The organism is Paraburkholderia nodosa (genome assembly GCF_001718195.1).
Classification (GTDB): domain Bacteria; phylum Pseudomonadota; class Gammaproteobacteria; order Burkholderiales; family Burkholderiaceae; genus Paraburkholderia; species Paraburkholderia nodosa_A.
On the sequence record NZ_MCNV01000003.1, the window covers coordinates 598,472 to 615,832 of the forward strand.

Consider the following 17,361-nt stretch of genomic DNA (forward strand, 5'->3'; position numbering starts at 1 on the left):
TATCAGCATTGCAGAGCGCAAATCGTGGATTGCTTTCGCGCCCTGCGCATAAGGCGCATTGCCATCTGCACGGCGTTGCGCCTTGCCCTCGTCAGGCGTTCACGTATTCTGCCGCGCCGCCACGTGCGCGTCGCGCAGCGTTACGGCACGCGTATCGAGCCGCGCCGCCGCCCATGTGAGCACGAGCGCCGCCACCGAGACGGCCGCAGCCACCCACGGCAGCGAATCGAGCGCCACGCCGTGTGCAATGGCGAGCCCGCCCATCCACGCGCCCATCGCGTTACCCACGTTGAACGCGCCGATGTTCAGCGTCGAGGCGAGATTCGGTGCCGCCGCGGCCTTCGCGACCACGCGCATCTGCAACGGCGGCACGGTCGCGAACGCGGCGATGCCCCACACGAAGACGGTGATCGCGGCCGGCCACATGGCGTGGCTCGTCTTCGTGAAGATGGCCATGACCACGGCGAGCACCACGAGAATGCCCATGAGCGAAGGCATCAGCGCGCGGTCCGCAAGCTTGCCGCCCAGTGTGTTGCCAAGCGTCAGGCCCACGCCGAACAGCACGAGCATCAGCGTCACGCCGCGCGGCGAGAAACCGCCCACCTGTTCGAGGATCGGCGCGATATACGTGAACACGACGAACACGCCGCCAAAGCCGAGCACCGTCATGCCGAGGGCGAGCCACACCTGCGGGTCGCGCAGCACGCGCACTTCGTGGCCGAGCCCGGCCGGGCCGCTGTCGTGATGGTTGGGCACCAGAGCCGTCACGCCGGCGAGCGAAATCACGCCAAAACCGCTCACGATCCAGAACGCCACGCGCCAGCCGAACTGCTGGCCAATGGCGGTGCCGAACGGCACGCCCAGCACGGTGGCGAGTGTGAGCCCCGTGAACATCAGCGCGATGGCGCTCGCGCGCTTTTCCTGCGGCACGAGCGAGGCGGCCACCACGGCGCCGATGCCGAAGAACGAGCCGTGCGCGAACGACGCGACGACGCGCGCGACCATCAAGAGCGAATAGTTCGACGCGACCGCGCACATCACGTTGCCGACGATGAACACGCCCATCAGCAGTTGCAGCGCGAGCTTGCGCGGCATGCGGCTCGTCAGCGCGGCGAGCAGCGGCGCGCCGGCCGCCACGCCGAGCGCATAGCCGGTCACGAGCAGACCCGCGGCGGGAATCGTCACGTGCAGATCGCGCGCCACATCGGGCAACAGGCCCATGATGAGGAACTCGGTGGTACCGATGGCAAAGGCGCTGATGGCCAGTGCGAGCAAGGGGATAGGCATCGAAATCTCCGAAAATCAGCCTGGATTCAAATGGGCTTCAGTGGCGTCGAGTGGCAACGCGCGGCCATCAAGCCGCCGCGCCAGCCGCCAGCGACGTCACGAACTCGACGACGACACCGGGCGCAAGCGCAACGAACAACTGCACTTCCTCGCTCGCGGGCACCTCCGCCAGCTGGTACGGCACGCGGCGCGCGGCCAGCCGTTCGACGAGTGCGCGCCATTCAATACCGGGGGCCACGCGAAACGCCACGTGGTCGATGCGCGGCGCCACGAGCGCAGACGATCCGCCTGACAACCGGGCGGGCTCGGTTGCCTCGACCAGATGGATGACCGGGCGGCCGTTCGCGTAGAGCCAGTGGCCGCCCACGCGAAACGGCGGACGGGTGCCGTCTTCGAGGCCGACGATGTCGCGAAAGAAGCGGCATGTGCCTTCGAGGTCGGGCGTGACGAGGGTGACGTGATCGAGTTGCATGGCGTGCGAGCCGAGGCCGTTGTCCTGAAAACACGCGCATTGTCGCGGCTACACTCGAATTTGATAATTGGCGTAGCATTTGAATCATTTTCAATTCATTTCTAATAATCGCGATGGACAACCTCGGCGACGTGCGCTTGTTCGTTGAGGCGGCACGCCTCGGCAGCCTTTCCGCGGCGGGCCGCAAGCTCGGCCTCACGCCCGCGGCGGCCAGTGCCCGGCTCGCGCGGCTCGAAGCGGAGTTGCGTGCGCGTCTGTTCGACCGCACCACCCGCCAGCTGCGCCTCACCGACGAAGGCCGCGTCTATCTCACCTGCAGCGAGCACGCGCTGCGCTCGCTCGACGACGCCAAAGCGGCCTTGCAGGAGGGCCAGAACGCGGTGCGCGGCAAGGTGCGCATATCGGCGACCTCGGATTTTGGCCGCAATCTGCTGATGACCTGGCTCGACGAGTTCCGCGCTCTTTATCCCGACGTGCGTTTCGCGCTGATGCTGACCGACTCGCTCTCGAATCTCGTGCTCGAAGACATCGATCTCGCGATCCGCTTCGGCACGCCGCAGGACAGCTCGCTCGTGGCGCGCTGGCTCGCGCCGAACCGCCGTGTGCTGTGCGCCTCGCCCGAGTACCTCGCGCGCTGCGGCGAACCGCGGGAGCCGAACGATCTGGCCCGTTTCGACTGCATCGTGATCGGCTCGGCGGAGGGGCCGGTGAACGAATGGCGCTTTACGCGCGGCAGCGACTCGCAGACCGAAACGCAAACCTATACGGTGCCGCTCGACGCCGCGCTCGAATCGACGGATGGCGAAGTGGCGCGCCAGTGGGCGCTGTGCGGCTACGGCCTCGCGGTGAAGTCGATCTGGGACGTCGCGGACGATCTGCGCGCCGGGCGGCTCAAGACCGTGATGCCCGAGTGGCGCTACCCCGACGCGCCGCTGCACGCGCTCTATCACCGCAACCGCTTTCTCGCGCCGCGCGTGCGGGCGCTGCTCGATTTCCTCACCGAGCGTTTCGCGCAGACTTCGGGCGAACTGGAGGCGCTCGTCCCCTGCACGGATCCGGCCGAAGCGACGCAAAGCCGCAGACGCAAACGGATATAATGTTGGATTGCGCAGAAAGCGATCCGCAGCCGCATACGCGTTGACCCATATTGCAAATATTGGCCAATGCGGCGGTGCCGGCAAAAAAGCGAAAAAGAAGTGAAAAGCAACGCGGATCGTCCCCAACGCATTGCCAGAAGCAGGATGCCAACGCCGGCCTCATAGCCGGTCTCCTCGCATCCCGATTCGGCCCTCATAAAACACCGTAGTCCTGACGTGCAGACCGTGCATCACGCGCGTGCATCAAGCGGACGACGCCCCCAGGTCAACCACTGCGAACGGCGAAACCCGATGACCAAGAAAGTTTATGTAAAGACCTTTGGCTGCCAGATGAACGAGTACGACTCCGACAAGATGGTCGACGTACTCGGCGCCGCCGAAGGTCTCGTGAAGACCGACACCCCCGAAGACGCGGACGTCATCCTCTTCAACACCTGTTCGGTGCGCGAAAAGGCGCAGGAGAAGGTCTTCTCCGACCTGGGCCGCGTGCGCGAGCTCAAGGAAGCGAACCCGAACCTGCTGATCGGCGTAGGCGGCTGTGTGGCGAGCCAGGAAGGCGCGGCGATCGTCGCGCGCGCGCCGTATGTGGACCTCGTGTTCGGCCCGCAAACGCTGCACCGCCTGCCGCAGATGATCGACGCGCGCCGCGCCTCGGGCCGCGCGCAGGTGGACATCAGCTTCCCCGAAATCGAGAAGTTCGACCATCTGCCGCCCGCGCGCGTAGAAGGCCCGAGCGCGTTCGTCTCGATCATGGAAGGCTGCTCGAAATACTGCAGCTACTGCGTCGTGCCCTACACGCGCGGCGAGGAAGTCTCCCGCCCGCTCGACGACGTGCTCACCGAAATCGCGGGCCTCGCCGACCAGGGCGTGCGTGAAGTCACGCTGCTCGGCCAGAACGTCAACGCCTATCGTGGCGCGCTCACGAATGGCGCGCACGACGTGGCCGACTTCGCGACGCTCATCGAATACGTCGCCGAAATCCCCGGCATCGAGCGCATCCGCTACACGACTTCGCACCCGAAGGAATTCACGCAGCGCCTGATCGACACCTACGCGAAGGTGCCCAAGCTCGTGAGCCACCTGCATCTGCCGGTTCAGCACGGCTCGGACCGCGTGCTCATGGCGATGAAGCGCGGCTACACCGTGCTCGAGTACAAGTCGATCATCCGCAAGCTGCGCGCGATCCGCCCGGACCTGTCGCTCTCCACGGACTTCATCGTCGGCTTCCCCGGCGAGACCGAAGAGGACTTCCAGAAGATGATGGCGCTCGTCGAGGAGATGAGCTACGACACGAGCTTCTCGTTCATCTACAGCCCGCGCCCGGGCACGCCCGCCGCGAATCTCGAAGACGACACGCCGCGCGAGGTGAAGCTCAAGCGCCTGCAGCACCTGCAGGCCACGATCGAAGCGAACGTGGCGCGCATCAGCCAGTCGATGGTCGGCAATGTCGAACGCATTCTCGTGGAAGGCCCTTCGCGCAAGGACCCGAGCGAACTCTCGGGCCGCACGCAGAACAACCGCGTGGTGAACTTCCCGGCGCCGCTCGCTTCGCACGCGCGCCTGATCGGCCAGATGATCGACGTGAAGATCAACCACGCATACCCCCACTCGCTGCGCGGCGAACTCGTGCTCGCGCACGAAGACGCTTCGACGCTCGCGCACTAATCGGCTCGGCGCACCCAGCCAGGAATTCAGGAGTTCAGAGACACCTTGAAGCCCAATCAGCAGCATCTGGAATTCACCGCGCCGCGCGACGACAACGCGCGGCTCGCCAACCTCTGCGGCCCGCTCGACGAAAACCTGCGGCAGATCGAGCAAGCGCTCGACGTGACGCTCGCGCGGCGCGGCCATCGCATCACGATTCGCGGGCGTGGCGCCAAGCTGGCGCTCGCGGCGCTCGAAAACTTCTACAACCAGGCGCGCGATCCGCTCTCCGTCGACGACATTCAGCTCGCGCTCGTCGAAGCCCGGCACCCTGCGAACTTTGGCGGCAACTCGGCGAACGATCCGCGTGGCAACGGCAGCGGCGGCATGCGCGGCAATGTGAATGGCGGCAATAGCGGCGGCAACGACGCTTCCGAGATCGACCCGCGTTTTCGCGGCGACCCCGATCATCCGTTCGACGAGCCGGCGAGCGAAGGCGTCGACGTCGAGGAACTGGGCCCGAAGCTCTACACGCGCCGTGCCGACCTGCGCGGCCGCACGCCTGCGCAGCGCGAATATCTGAAGCAGATCATCTCGCACGACGTGACGTTCGGCATCGGGCCCGCGGGCACCGGCAAGACCTATCTCGCCGTGGCCTGCGCCGTGGACGCGCTCGAGCGCGACCAGGTCAAGCGCATCGTGCTCACGCGTCCGGCCGTGGAAGCGGGCGAGCGTCTCGGCTTCCTGCCCGGCGATCTGTCGCAGAAGGTCGATCCGTATCTGCGTCCGCTCTACGACGCGCTTTACGATCTGCTCGGCTTCGACAAGACCGCGAAGATGTTCGAGCGCCAGATGATCGAAATCGCGCCGCTCGCCTACATGCGCGGGCGCACGCTCAATCACGCGTTCATCATTCTCGACGAGGCGCAGAACACCACGCCCGAGCAGATGAAGATGTTCCTCACGCGTATCGGCTTCGGCTCGAAGGCGGTCGTGACCGGCGACACCACGCAGATCGACTTGCCGCGCGGCCACAAGAGCGGCCTGATCGAAGCGCAGCATGTGCTGAAGGACGTGCGCGGCATCGCCGTCACGCACTTCACGAGTGCGGACGTCGTGCGCCATCCGCTCGTCGCGCGTATCGTCGAGGCGTATGACGCGCATTCGAAAAAGGACGAAGGCGTTGGCGACGCGCGCTAACGCCGCCGCCTGCGTCGCTTCATAGCTCGAGCCCCATGCCCCGCGCACCAAAACTCAAACTGACCGTGCAGTTCCCCGCCGCGAAGGCGTTCCCCGAGCACAAGGCCGCGCTGCCGCGCGCCACCGTGGCGGCGTGGCTCAAGGCCGCGCTGTTCGCGGACGCGGAACTGGCCGTGCGCTTCGTCGACGCCGAGGAAGGCCGCACGCTCAACCGCACCTATCGCGGCAAGGACTACGCGACCAACGTGCTCACCTTCGCGTATGCGCAGAGCGAGGACGATCCGGTCACGGGCGATCTGGTCCTGTGCTGCCCCGTGGTGGAAAAGGAAGCCGCCGAGCAGGGCAAGCCGCTCGCCGCGCACTACGCGCATCTGCTCGTGCATGGCGCGCTGCACGCGCAGGGTTACGATCACGAAGACGAGACCGAAGCCGAAGAGATGGAAGGCATCGAGACCGAGGTGCTCAACTCGCTAGGCTTTCCTGATCCGTACAAGTAAGCCCCCGCCATGAACGACAAACGCACGCCCGATTTCGCCGAACCCTCAGCACTGCCCGAGGCAGGCGATGCGAGCGTGCCCTGCCCCGGGTATCCGCCGGCGCTCGGCGAGTCACGGCTCCTGAGCGAAGACGAGTTGAGCGCCTCGCTCGACTGCACGCTAAAGGCGCAAGGCTGGGACGGCGCGAGCGACATCTGGCTGTTCGGCTATGGCTCGCTGATCTGGAACCCAGGGCTGCCCACCGTCGAGAACGTGCGTTCGCGCGTGCACGGCTACCATCGCGGGCTGTACCTGTGGTCGCGCGTGAACCGCGGCACGCCCGAGCAGCCCGGCCTCGTCCTCGCGCTCGACCGCGGCGGCTCGTGCGCGGGCGTCGCGTTCCGCCTCGCCGCCGAGGGCGTGATGCCGCACCTCGAAGCGCTCTGGCGCCGCGAGATGCCGATGGGCTCGTACCGCCCCGCCTGGCTGCCCTGTGTGCTCGCAGACGGCCGCCGCGTCGACGCGCTCGCCTTCGTCATGCGCCGTGATGTGGCGTCTTACACCGGCAAGCTTTCCGAAGCCACGGTGCGCACCGTGTTCGGCTGCGCATCGGGGCGCTACGGCACGACGCTCGACTACGTGCGCCGCACCGTCGATGCGCTGCGCGAGAGCGGCATGCGCGACCGCGCCCTGGAGCGGCTGCTCGCGCGCTGCGCTTGAGGTCGGCGTCACGGGTGACGTCACGGCGCGCCGCTTTTTCGTCCACCGGGCGGCCACGCCGCATCTGCGTTAGGATGGATCTGCCGGTGTGTGTCCAATGTGTGGCATTACACGGTCGCGCCACAGGCATGTTGTATCCTTAACCCTCCGCAACAGCGCGCCCTGCCCCCAGCGGCAAAGGGCGCACCACCATGAACGACTCTTATCCCAGTCGACGCCAGACCGACAAACCGCAGGAAAAGCGCTCGCTCCTCGAGCGGCTGACCGACTTCATCTCGCCCGAGCCCGACTCTCGCAGCGAGCTTCTCGAAATCCTCCAGGACGCGCACGCGCGCAACCTGATCGACGCCGATTCGCTTTCGATGATCGAAGGCGTGTTCCAGGTGTCCGAGCTTTGCGCGCGCGACATCATGATCCCGCGCGCCCAGATGGACGCGATCAACATCGCCGACAGTCCTGACGACTTCATTCCGTACGTGCTGGAGAAAGCGCACTCGCGCTACCCCGTGTACGACGGCAACCGCGACAACGTGATCGGCGTGCTGCTCGCCAAAGACCTGCTGCGCTATTACGCCGAAGAGGAATTCGATGTGCGCGGCATGCTGCGCCCGGCCGTGTTCATCCCCGAGTCCAAGCGCCTGAACGTGCTGCTGCACGACTTTCGCCAGAACCGCAATCACATCGCCATCGTCGTGGACGAATACGGCGGCGTGGCCGGTCTCATCACGATCGAGGACGTGCTGGAGCAGATCGTGGGCGACATCGAGGACGAGTACGACTTCGACGAGGAAAGCGGCAACATCATCGCCTCGCCCGACGGGCGGTTCCGCGTGCGCGCGCTCACCGAAATCGAGCAGTTCAACGAGGCGTTCGGCACCCATTACCCGGATGAAGAAGTCGATACGATCGGCGGCTTCGTCACGAATCACTTCGGGCACGTGCCGCATCGCGGGGAGAAGGTGCGCATCGACGACCTGATCTTCGAGGTGCTGCGCGCCGACGCACGTCAGGTTCACATGCTGCTGGTGCGGCGCGACCCGATGGCAGGACAGCGCGAAGCCGCGCTGCAGCCGCCGGGCACCTGAGCAAGCGCGAGCGCGCGGCCTACGCTTAGACGACGCCAGCCTTGCGGCTGGCGTTTTTGCTTCAGCCGCGCCTACGCTCCGATCCGTCCCCAGGAGGCCGTCCCGGTACCGTCGCACGAAAGTGCTATCGTTGCGCTCGTCGCGCAATCCGCGCTCGCGCTTTTCAGCGCGCTTTCCATCGCATTCCACGCACCGCATGGCCGAACCGATCGATACCCGCACGCACACCGAGACGCGCGCGAGCGAAACCACCAACGGCGCCGCGCGCCGCGCGCTGCCCTTCTGGCACTATCTCGCCGCCGCCGCGCTGGGCGCGCTCAACACGCTGTCGTTCGCGCCCACGCCGCACGGCGGCTGGCTCGCCATTGCGATCTTTGCGCTGTTCTACTTCTGGCTCACGCGCACCACCGGCTGGAAAAGCGCGCTCTTTACGGGCTGGGCGTTCGGCTTCGGCAACTTCGTGAGCGGCGTGTGGTGGCTCTACGTGAGCATGCACTTCTACGGCGGCATGCCCGCGGTGCTCGCGGGCGCCGCGCTCGTGCTGTTCTCGCTTTACCTCGGTCTATATCCGGCGCTCGCCTCGCTCGTCTGGTCGTTTTGCGCGGGGCATGCGAAGAACGGCCGCAGCGGCGAGTTGCCGTTCTCGCCCAGCTGGCACGGCGCCTTTGCATTCGCGAGTGCATGGGCGCTCGGCGAATGGGCGCGCGGCTATGTGTTCACCGGTTTTCCCTGGCTTTCGAGCGGCTACGCGCAAGTGGACGGTCCGCTTGCCGGTTTTGCGCCGATCGTGGGCGTGTTTGGCGTGGGCTGGGTGCTCGCGCTCGTCGCGGCGCTCATCGCTCAGGCGGTTTTGCGTGCGAGCGACGTAAAAGGCCAAGGCGGCACGGCGCCCCGGCGCGGCGCGGTGGCGACGCCGGCGCTGCTTGCACTCGCCGTGATCGCCGCCGGCCTGCTGCTCTCGCTCGTTTCGTGGACGCAACCCTCCGGCACGCCGCTCAACGTGCGGCTGCTGCAAGGCAACGTCAAGCAGGACATGAAGTTCTCCGAGCAGGGCACGATCGACGCCCTCAACGAATTCCAGAAGTTGATTACCGAAAAGGCCGCCGATCTCGTCGTCACGCCCGAAACCGCGGTGCCGGTGCTCGTGCAGGAAATTCCCCAGAAGTTCGGCCGCGATGTTCGCGCCTTCGCCGACGGCACCAACACGGCGATCCTGTTCGGCGCCGTGGGCGGCACGATCACGTCCGACGGGCGCGTGATCGACTACACCAACAGCCTCTTGGGCATCACGCCGGGCCAGAACGGCCTCTATCGCTACGACAAACATCACCTCGTGCCCTTCGGCGAATTCGTGCCCTGGGGCTTCCGCTGGTTCGTCAATCTCATGAACATCCCGCTCGGCGACTTCGCGCGCGGGGCGCCCGTGCAGCCGCCCTTCCATGTGCACGGTGAGCTCGTGGCCGTGAACATCTGCTACGAGGACATCTTCGGCGAGGAGATCGCGCGCACCGTGCGCGAGAGCCCGACCTCGCCGGGCATCCTGATCAATTCGACGAACCTGGCGTGGTTCGGCGACACCATCGCGCTCGACCAGCACCTGCAGATCGCGCGCATGCGTTCGCTCGAAACCGGCCGCCCCATGCTGCGCGCGACCAACACGGGCGCCACCGCCGCCATCGACGCAAAAGGCCGCGTGATCGCACGCCTGCCGACGTTCGCGGTCGGTTCGCTCGACGTGAAGGTTGAAGGCACGAGCGGCTTCACGCCTTACGTGACGAGCGGCAACAACACGGTGATCGCCATTTCGTTGCTGCTGCTGGCGCTCGGCTTTGCGTTCGGACCGGCTTTCAAGGGCGCGAAGGAACGCAAGCCGACCAACGGAAAATAAGCCGCGCAAAGCACACGAAACCTCGCGCTGAAGACGCAACCACACCGCTGCCGGCCGCCCGAACCCCGTCCAGGTCTCAAGGCTCCGGCAATCCGGTAAAATTCAACGTTTTAGCACCTGGCCGCCTCCCGGCCCGGGCCACGCAAGGGGAAGGGGCAAAGCGGAGCATCGCCGCCCCGCCGGCGCGCTCGCCTGGCTCCGGCCGCCGCATTCCGCCCCCGAAAGCCCGAAAGACACTGCAGGCACACATGCTCACGTTTCAGCAAATCATCCTGACGCTCCAGTCTTACTGGGACAAGCAGGGCTGCGCACTGCTCCAGCCGATCGACATGGAAGTCGGCGCCGGCACCTCGCACGTCCACACCTTCCTGCGCGCAATCGGCCCCGAGCCGTGGCGTGCGGCCTATGTGCAGCCCTCGCGCCGCCCGAAGGACGGCCGCTACGGCGAGAACCCGAACCGTCTGCAGCACTACTATCAGTACCAGGTGGTGCTCAAGCCCGCGCCGGAGAACATTCTCGACCTGTACCTCGGCTCGCTCGAGGCGCTCGGCTTCGACCTGAAGCAGAACGACGTGCGCTTCGTCGAAGACGACTGGGAGAACCCCACGCTCGGCGCCTGGGGCCTCGGCTGGGAAGTGTGGCTCAACGGCATGGAAGTCACGCAGTTCACCTACTTCCAGCAGGTGGGCGGCATCGACTGCAAGCCGGTGCTCGGCGAAATCACCTACGGTCTCGAGCGTCTCGCGATGTATCTGCAGAAGGTCGAGAACGTCTACGACCTCGTCTGGACCGAGTGGGAAGAGCCGGGCCCGAACGGCCCGGAAATGCGCCGCCTCACCTATGGCGACGTCTACCACCAGAACGAAGTCGAGCAATCGACCTACAACTTCGAGCACGCGAACGTCGACCTGCTGTTCACGTTCTTCAACGCGTACGAAAGCGAAGCGAAGCGCATGATCGATCTGCAGCTCGCGCTGCCCGCGTACGAACTCGTGCTCAAGGCCGGCCACACGTTCAACCTGCTCGACGCGCGCGGCGCGATCTCCGTGACGGAGCGCGCAGCGTACATCGGCCGCATTCGCGCGCTGTCGCGCAGCGTGGCGCAGTCGTACTACGAGTCGCGCGAGAAGCTCGGCTTCCCGATGCTCGGCAACCCCGTGCACGGCGTGCCAGGCCTGACCACCGACGAACAGGACGCCGCGATGCCCGCCTGGGCGCCGCCGCTGAAGGTCGAACGCAAGTTCGACGAGGCATGACCGGATCTCAAGAACAATGACGCAAGCTCATCACGCCACTCTCCTCGTCGAACTGCTGACCGAGGAACTGCCGCCGAAGGCCCTCGCGCGCCTGGGCGACGCGTTCGCCGAAGGCATCGCGCAGCGCCTCGCCGCGCGCGACCTGATCGAAGGCGATCTCTCGTTCGAACGTTACGCGACGCCGCGCCGCCTCGCCGTCACGATCAGGAACGTGCGCAGCGTCGCGCCCGAAAAGCAGGTGCGCGAAAAAGTGCTGCCCGTTTCGGTCGCCCTCGACGCCAACGGCCAGCCCACTGCGCCGCTCGCGAAGAAGCTCGCGGCGCTCGGCTTCCCCGATTTTCCCGTGAGCGACCTCGAACGCGCGAGCGATGGCAAGAACGAAGCGTTCTTCCTGCGCTACTCGGCGCCGGGCGCCATGCTCGCCGACGGGCTTCAGGCCGTGCTCGACGAAGCGCTCGGCAAGCTGCCGATCCCGAAAGTCATGACCTACCAGCGCCCGGACGGCAGCAACGTGCAGTTCGTGCGCCCGGTGCATCGCCTTACGGTGCTGCACGGCGACCAGATCGTGCCGGTCACGGCATTCGGCGTCGACGCCGACGACACCACGCGCGGCCACCGCTTCCTCTCGGAAGGCCTGATCGCCATCCAGCACGCCGACGAGTACGCGCACACGCTCCAGCACAAGGGCTTCGTGATCGCGAGCTACGCCGACCGCCGCGAGTCGATCCGCGCGCAACTGATCGAACAGGCCGGCAGCGACAAGGTCGTCATGCCCGAGTCGCTGCTCGACGAAGTGAATTCGCTCGTCGAATGGCCGGTCGTCTACGCGTGCAAGTTCGAGGACGAATTCCTGCAAGTGCCGCAGGAATGCCTGATCCTCACGATGCAGACGAACCAGAAGTACTTCGCGCTCACCGACGACCAGGGCCGGCTGCGCTCGCGCTTCCTGATCGTCTCGAACATCGCGACACAAGCGCCCGACGAGATCGTCGAGGGCAACGAGCGCGTGGTGCGCCCGCGTCTGGCCGACGCGAAGTTCTTCTTCGAGCAGGACAAGAAGAAGCCGCTGGCCGACCGTGTGCCGCTGCTCGCGAACGTGGTGTATCACAACAAGCTCGGCTCGCAGCTGCAACGCGTGGAGCGCCTCGAAGCGCTCGCCGGTCGAATCGCCCTGATGTGCAGCGCCGATATCGCGCTCGCGGAACGCGGCGCGCGCCTCGCGAAGGCCGACCTGCTGACCGACATGGTGGGCGAATTCCCCGAGCTGCAAGGCACCATGGGCACCTACTACGCGCGCCACGACGGCGAGCCCGAAGACGTGGCGATCGCCTGCTCCGAGCACTACCAGCCGCGCTTCTCCGGCGACGCCCTGCCCGCCACCACGACGGGCACGATCGTCGCGCTCGCGGACAAGCTGGAAACGCTCGTCGGCATCTGGGGCATCGGCCTCGCGCCCACGGGCGAAAAGGATCCGTTCGCGCTGCGCCGTCACGCGCTGGGCGTGCTGCGCATTCTCGTCGAGAAGCAGCTGCCGCTCGACCTCGTCGAGCTGCTGCGCGCCACCTCCGCGCAATTTGCCGGCATCGAGGCCGTGACGGAGTCGACCCAGGCCATCTACGAGTTCTGCATGGACCGCCTGCGCGGCATGCTGCGCGAACGCGGCTTCGCGGCCACCGAAGTGGACGCGGTACTCGCACTGAACCCCACGCGCTTCGACGACATCGTCTCGCGTCTGGACGCAGTGCGCGAATTCGCAGCGCTCGCGGAAGCGGCCTCGCTCGCGGCGGCCAACAAGCGCATCTCGAACATCCTCAAGAAGTCCGAGGGTGCGCAAGACGCCGGCGTGCAGATCGCCCTTTTCGTCGAATCCGCCGAGAAGGCGCTGTTCGCGCAGCTCGAACAGGTCGCGCCGCGCGTGGAAACGCAACTCGCCGCACGCGAGTACACGGGCGCGCTCACCGCGCTCGCGGCGCTGCGCGAAACCGTGGACACGTTCTTCAACGACGTGATGGTCAACGCCGAAGACCCGGCGCTGCGTGCGAACCGTCTCGCGCTGCTCAAGGCGCTGCATCGCCAGATGAACAGCGTCGCGGACATCTCGCGACTCGCTGCATAAGCGCAAAGAAGCGGAAACAAGCGGAAACAAGGGGAACTGAGCGAAACGCCATGCCGACCAGCACCACCAGAAAACTCGTGATCCTCGACCGCGACGGCGTGATCAACGTCGACTCCGACGCGTTCATCAAGTCGCCGGACGAATGGGTCGCGATACCCGGCAGCCTCGAAGCGATCGCACGCCTGAACCAGGCGGGCTATCGCGTCGCGGTGGCGTCGAACCAGTCGGGCATCGGGCGCGGACTGTTCGACATGGCCGCGCTCAACGCCATGCACGCGAAGATGCACCGCCAGGCGGCAGCCGTGGGCGGCCGCATCGACGCCGTGTTCTTCTGCCCGCACACGGCGCAGGACCACTGCGAGTGCCGCAAGCCGCAACCGGGCCTGCTCAAGATGATTGCGGAACGCTTCGAGATCGATCCGGCCGGTACCCCGGTGGTGGGCGACTCGCTGCGTGACCTGCAGGCAGGCGCGGCGCTCGGCTTTCGCACGCACCTCGTGCGTTCGGGCAAGGGCGAGAAGACGCTCGCCGCCGGCGGCCTGCCCGAAGGCACGCTGATCCACGACGACCTGCGCGCTTTCGCGCTCGACTTTCTCGCGAACGTCACTGCGTAGAGGCGCAGGCGGCTTACGCGAACTTTAAACCGGCTCGACCGATGCGCTTTCTCCGCTCCCTGCTGCTGTTCATCTATTTCATCGTCTACACGATGCCGTACGCCACGGCGTGCTTTATCGCGTTCCCATTCTTGAACGCGACGCGGCGCTACTGGATGGCCGTGGGCTGGTGCCGCTCCACGCTGTTCGTTGCGCGCCACCTCTGTGGCATTCGCTACCGCATCGAGGGCATGGAGAACCTGCCCGACGGGCCGGCCGTGCTGCTTTCGAAGCACCAGTCCGCATGGGAGACGCTGGCGTTCCCCGCGCTCATGCCGCGGCCCATGTGCTACGTGTTCAAGCGCGAGCTGCTGTTCGTGCCGTTCTTCGGCTGGGCGCTGGGCATGCTGAAGATGGTTCACATCAACCGCAAGGAAGGCAAGAACGCATTCACCTCGGTGATCCGCCAGGGCAAGCAGCGCATGGCCGAAGGCGCTTGGGTGATCATGTTCCCCGAAGGCACGCGCATACCGGTGGGCAAGACAGGCAAGTACAAGACCGGCGGCCCGCGCTTCGCCATCGAAACGGGCGCGCCCGTGGTGCCGATCGCGCACAACGCGGGCCACGTCTGGCCCCGAAACTCGTTCATCAAATATCCGGGTATAGTCACGGTGTCGATCGGCAAGCCGATCGAGACGACCGGACTCACGCCCGACGAAGTGAACACGCGCGTGCAAACGTGGATCGAAACGGAAATGCGGCGGATCGATCCTGAGGCTTATCGCGGAACGGATGGCGCAGCGGCGAAGGCGGCACGGATTTGAGGCACAGAGCGGGCTCGCTCACGCCGCGCGAAGCGTGGTGGCGCGGATGTGGGCGCTGCTCGCTGCACGGCTGGGCGCGCCGCGCAACACTGCGCCAGAAGCTCCGCGCAAACGCCCCGCGAACGGCACACGTCCACGCCGCGCACGCCCATCCGCACCAGGCCTGACGATGCAGAAGTCCCCCGCGCCGCGCCCAACCGCGGCACTCGACAACCGGCAACTCGACTTGCCGCTCTTTGCTGAACCGGCGCCTGTCGTGGCGCCCGATGCATCCTCTCCCTCCCTCACACCGCAGCGCGGGACTCCGCCCTCGCCTGAAAAGCCCGGCAAGGCACCGCTTGCACCCGATGGCACGCGGCTGCGTTCTGTCGCGCTTGGCGCGCGTACGCTGCATTACCGGCTCAAGCGCTCGTCGCGCAAATCGATCGGGTTCGTGATCGACGGCACCGGGCTCAGCATCACGGCGCCCAGGTGGGTCGCGATCGCCGATATCGAGACCGCTATCGCCGAGAAGCAGCGGTGGATCTTCGCCAAGCTCGCCGAATGGCAGACGCGCACGGAGCAGCGCGCCTTGCCGCGCGTAGAATGGAGCGATGGGGCCGAGCTGCCTTATCTTGGCAAGCCGATCACGGTGAAGCTCGGGGCTTCCTTGCTCGCGTTCGATCAGGAGACGCGCGTGCTTGCGTTGCCGCTGCCGCCGCATGCCGACGCGCAGCAGATCAAGGACCGCGTGACGGGGTGGCTGCAGGGCGAAGCGACGCGGATCTTCGGTGAGCGGCTCGAGGTGTATGCCGAGAAGCTCGGCGTCTCGTTTCGGTCTTACGCGCTTTCTTCGGCAGCGACGCGATGGGGCAGCTGTTCAAGCGAAGGGAGAATTCGCCTGAACTGGCGGCTGATTCATTTTCCGCTCTCCGTCGTGGACTATGTGGTGGCGCATGAGCTCGCGCATTTGCGCGAGATGAATCATAGTCCAAGGTTCTGGCAGACGGTCGAGTCGATTTTTCCGGAGTTTCGCGAGGCGAGGAAGCAGCTTAAGCAGCATCCGCCGGAGATGGTGCCGGGGATGTGATATCTCCATTGCGAGTTCGCGAATTCCAGCTGAAATTCAATTCATTCGCAGTTCGAAACAATTCACCGAAGAAACAGGCTGGATTGCCAGCCTGTACTACCAACGTCCTTACTTCTTGCGTTGAATGAACTCGATCTTGTACCCATCCGGATCGGTCACGAACGCGATCACCGTAGTCCCATGCTTCATCGGGCCGGCTTCGCGCACCACGGTCCCACCCTGTTCCTTGATCTTCGCGCAGGCAGCGTAGGCATCTTCCACCTCGACCGCCAGATGGCCGAAGCCCGTCCCAGGATCGTACGAAGCCGTATCCCAGTTATGCGTCAGTTCGATCACGGTGCCGTCGCGCTCGTCCGTGTACCCGACGAAGGCCAGCGTGAACTTGCCATCGGGGTAGTCTTCGCGGCGCAGCAGTTTCATGCCGAGCAGTTCGGTATAGAACTTGATCGAGCGATCGAGGTCGCCGACCCGGATCATCGTGTGCAGCAGGCGCATGGTGTACTCCGTTTTGCCGTCGTCAAAAAACGGACTGTACCAAAAACGGGCCAGCCCTGCCGGCGCCGGCAAGATACGCCGATTTGCTCTAGCATGGACGCCATCGCGAAATTGCCGCGGCAATTTCCCCAGCCAGGCGCAAGCACAGCGTGCGAGCAATGAACGTGAGAACCGAGGAGTAGACATGCGAATTCTGGTAGTCGGTGCGGGTGCGACGGGCGGCTATTTCGGCGGCAGGCTCGCCGCTGCGGGACGTGACGTGACGTTTCTGGTACGCGAGGCGCGCGCCTCGCAACTGCGCGAAGCGGGCCTCGTCATCCGCAGTCCGGCGGGCGATCTCACGCTGCGCGACGTCAAGACCGTCACGCGCGAAGCGCTCGAATCACAAGGCGGCCAGCCGTTCGATCTCGTCCTGCTGAGCTGCAAGGCCTACGACCTCGACAATGCCATCGATTCGTTCGCCGCGGCCGTCGGTCCCAACACGTTGATCCTGCCGCTGCTCAACGGCATGCATCATCTCGAAGTCCTGCAGGCGCGCTTCGGTACGCAGGCGGTGCTGGGCGGTGTCTGCCTGATTGCGTCCACGCTCAACGACAAGCGCGAGATCGTCCATCTGAACGACGTGCAGGCCATCACGTTCGGCGAACTCGGCGGCGGCGTCTCGGCGCGCGTGCAAGCCGTGGCGGATCAGTTCGGCAATGCCGGCTTTCACGTGAAGGCGAGCGATCACATTCTTCAGGAGATGTGGGAGAAGTGGGTGTTCCTCGCGTCGCTCGCGGGCAGCACGTGCCTTTTCCGCGCGCCCATTGGCGTGATTCTCGCCACGCCCGACGGCGCCACGATCATCGAGCGACTCTTCGCCGAATGCCGCGCGATCGCAGCCGCACACGGCCATGCCGTGCGCGACAGCTTCCTCGAGCGCTCGCGCGCGATGCTGTTCGCCAAGGGATCGTCGCTCACCGCCTCGATGTTGCGCGACGTGCAGAACGGTTCGCGCATCGAGGCCGATCACGTGCTCGGCGACCTCATCCAGCGCGGCGGCGCGGCGCAGCACGCGTCGGCCGAGCTTTCGGTGCTGCGCGTCGTCTACAGCCAGCTCAAGGCCTACGAGGCGCAGCGCGCCGAGGCTGCCTGAGCGA

General features: G+C 65.9%; 16 protein-coding genes. 13 read left to right on the forward strand and 3 right to left on the reverse strand.

All coding sequences use genetic code 11. The features are described from left to right. Window positions 1–99 precede the first annotated feature (99 nt). Window positions 100–1,287: an MFS transporter gene (locus BFD71_RS09015; RefSeq protein ID WP_069262879.1), complete on the reverse strand. Its 1,188-nt coding sequence runs from the start codon at window positions 1,285–1,287 to the stop codon at window positions 100–102. 67 nt (window positions 1,288–1,354) lie between these two features. Then, window positions 1,355–1,759: an extradiol dioxygenase gene (locus BFD71_RS09020; RefSeq protein WP_069262880.1), complete on the reverse strand. Its 405-nt coding sequence runs from the start codon at window positions 1,757–1,759 to the stop codon at window positions 1,355–1,357. 113 nt (window positions 1,760–1,872) lie between these two features. Between BFD71_RS09020 and BFD71_RS09025 the strand changes: the two genes are divergently transcribed. From BFD71_RS09025 to BFD71_RS09080, 12 genes are all read left to right on the forward strand, one after another. Next, window positions 1,873–2,856, forward strand: a complete 984-nt coding sequence (locus tag BFD71_RS09025) for a LysR family transcriptional regulator (RefSeq protein ID WP_069262881.1) — start codon at window positions 1,873–1,875, stop codon at window positions 2,854–2,856. Window positions 2,857–3,147: 291 nt separating this feature from the next. Then, a complete protein-coding gene (miaB, locus tag BFD71_RS09030) occupies window positions 3,148–4,521 on the forward strand; it encodes a tRNA (N6-isopentenyl adenosine(37)-C2)-methylthiotransferase MiaB (protein ID WP_069262882.1) in 1,374 nt (457 codons plus the stop codon). Window positions 4,522–4,566: 45 nt separating this feature from the next. Next, the gene (locus BFD71_RS09035; RefSeq protein WP_069262883.1) at window positions 4,567–5,700 is read left to right on the forward strand and encodes a PhoH family protein; all 1,134 of its coding nucleotides are present in this window, start codon (window positions 4,567–4,569) and stop codon (window positions 5,698–5,700) included. Window positions 5,701–5,735: 35 nt separating this feature from the next. Then, complete coding sequence (gene ybeY, locus BFD71_RS09040; RefSeq protein WP_069262884.1) at window positions 5,736–6,197, forward strand: rRNA maturation RNase YbeY; 462 nt, start codon at window positions 5,736–5,738, stop codon at window positions 6,195–6,197. A gap of 9 nt (window positions 6,198–6,206) precedes the next feature. Next, entirely contained in the window at window positions 6,207–6,896 is a 690-nt protein-coding gene (locus BFD71_RS09045; protein ID WP_069262885.1) for a gamma-glutamylcyclotransferase, read from the forward strand. Window positions 6,897–7,087: 191 nt separating this feature from the next. Continuing rightward, window positions 7,088–7,981 carry an HlyC/CorC family transporter gene (locus tag BFD71_RS09050; RefSeq protein WP_069262886.1) on the forward strand — a complete coding sequence of 298 codons (894 nt, stop codon included), beginning with the start codon at window positions 7,088–7,090 and terminating at the stop codon, window positions 7,979–7,981. A gap of 196 nt (window positions 7,982–8,177) precedes the next feature. Next, window positions 8,178–9,869, forward strand: a complete 1,692-nt coding sequence (gene lnt, locus BFD71_RS09055) for an apolipoprotein N-acyltransferase (protein ID WP_069262970.1) — start codon at window positions 8,178–8,180, stop codon at window positions 9,867–9,869. A 248-nt stretch (window positions 9,870–10,117) separates the two neighbouring features. Then, window positions 10,118–11,125, forward strand: a complete 1,008-nt coding sequence (gene glyQ, locus BFD71_RS09060; protein WP_083245137.1) for a glycine--tRNA ligase subunit alpha — start codon at window positions 10,118–10,120, stop codon at window positions 11,123–11,125. Between the two features lie 16 nt (window positions 11,126–11,141). Next, entirely contained in the window at window positions 11,142–13,241 is a 2,100-nt protein-coding gene (gene glyS, locus BFD71_RS09065; protein ID WP_069262887.1) for a glycine--tRNA ligase subunit beta, read from the forward strand. Window positions 13,242–13,291: 50 nt separating this feature from the next. After that, on the forward strand, window positions 13,292–13,855 hold the full coding sequence (gene gmhB / locus BFD71_RS09070; RefSeq protein ID WP_069262888.1) for a D-glycero-beta-D-manno-heptose 1,7-bisphosphate 7-phosphatase: 564 nt from the start codon (window positions 13,292–13,294) through the stop codon (window positions 13,853–13,855). Between the two features lie 41 nt (window positions 13,856–13,896). Beyond that, the gene (locus BFD71_RS09075; RefSeq protein ID WP_069262889.1) at window positions 13,897–14,658 is read left to right on the forward strand and encodes a lysophospholipid acyltransferase family protein; all 762 of its coding nucleotides are present in this window, start codon (window positions 13,897–13,899) and stop codon (window positions 14,656–14,658) included. A gap of 169 nt (window positions 14,659–14,827) precedes the next feature. Then, window positions 14,828–15,727: a M48 family metallopeptidase gene (locus BFD71_RS09080; protein ID WP_069262971.1), complete on the forward strand. Its 900-nt coding sequence runs from the start codon at window positions 14,828–14,830 to the stop codon at window positions 15,725–15,727. A 108-nt stretch (window positions 15,728–15,835) separates the two neighbouring features. Here the strand turns inward: BFD71_RS09080 and gloA are convergent, their stop codons facing one another. Then, window positions 15,836–16,222 carry a lactoylglutathione lyase gene (gloA, locus tag BFD71_RS09085; RefSeq protein WP_069262890.1) on the reverse strand — a complete coding sequence of 129 codons (387 nt, stop codon included), beginning with the start codon at window positions 16,220–16,222 and terminating at the stop codon, window positions 15,836–15,838. A gap of 184 nt (window positions 16,223–16,406) precedes the next feature. Here gloA and panE point away from each other — a divergent pair, with 184 nt between their 5' ends. Continuing rightward, on the forward strand, window positions 16,407–17,357 hold the full coding sequence (gene panE / locus BFD71_RS09090) for a 2-dehydropantoate 2-reductase (protein WP_069262891.1): 951 nt from the start codon (window positions 16,407–16,409) through the stop codon (window positions 17,355–17,357). The last annotated feature ends 4 nt before the right edge of the window (window positions 17,358–17,361 follow it).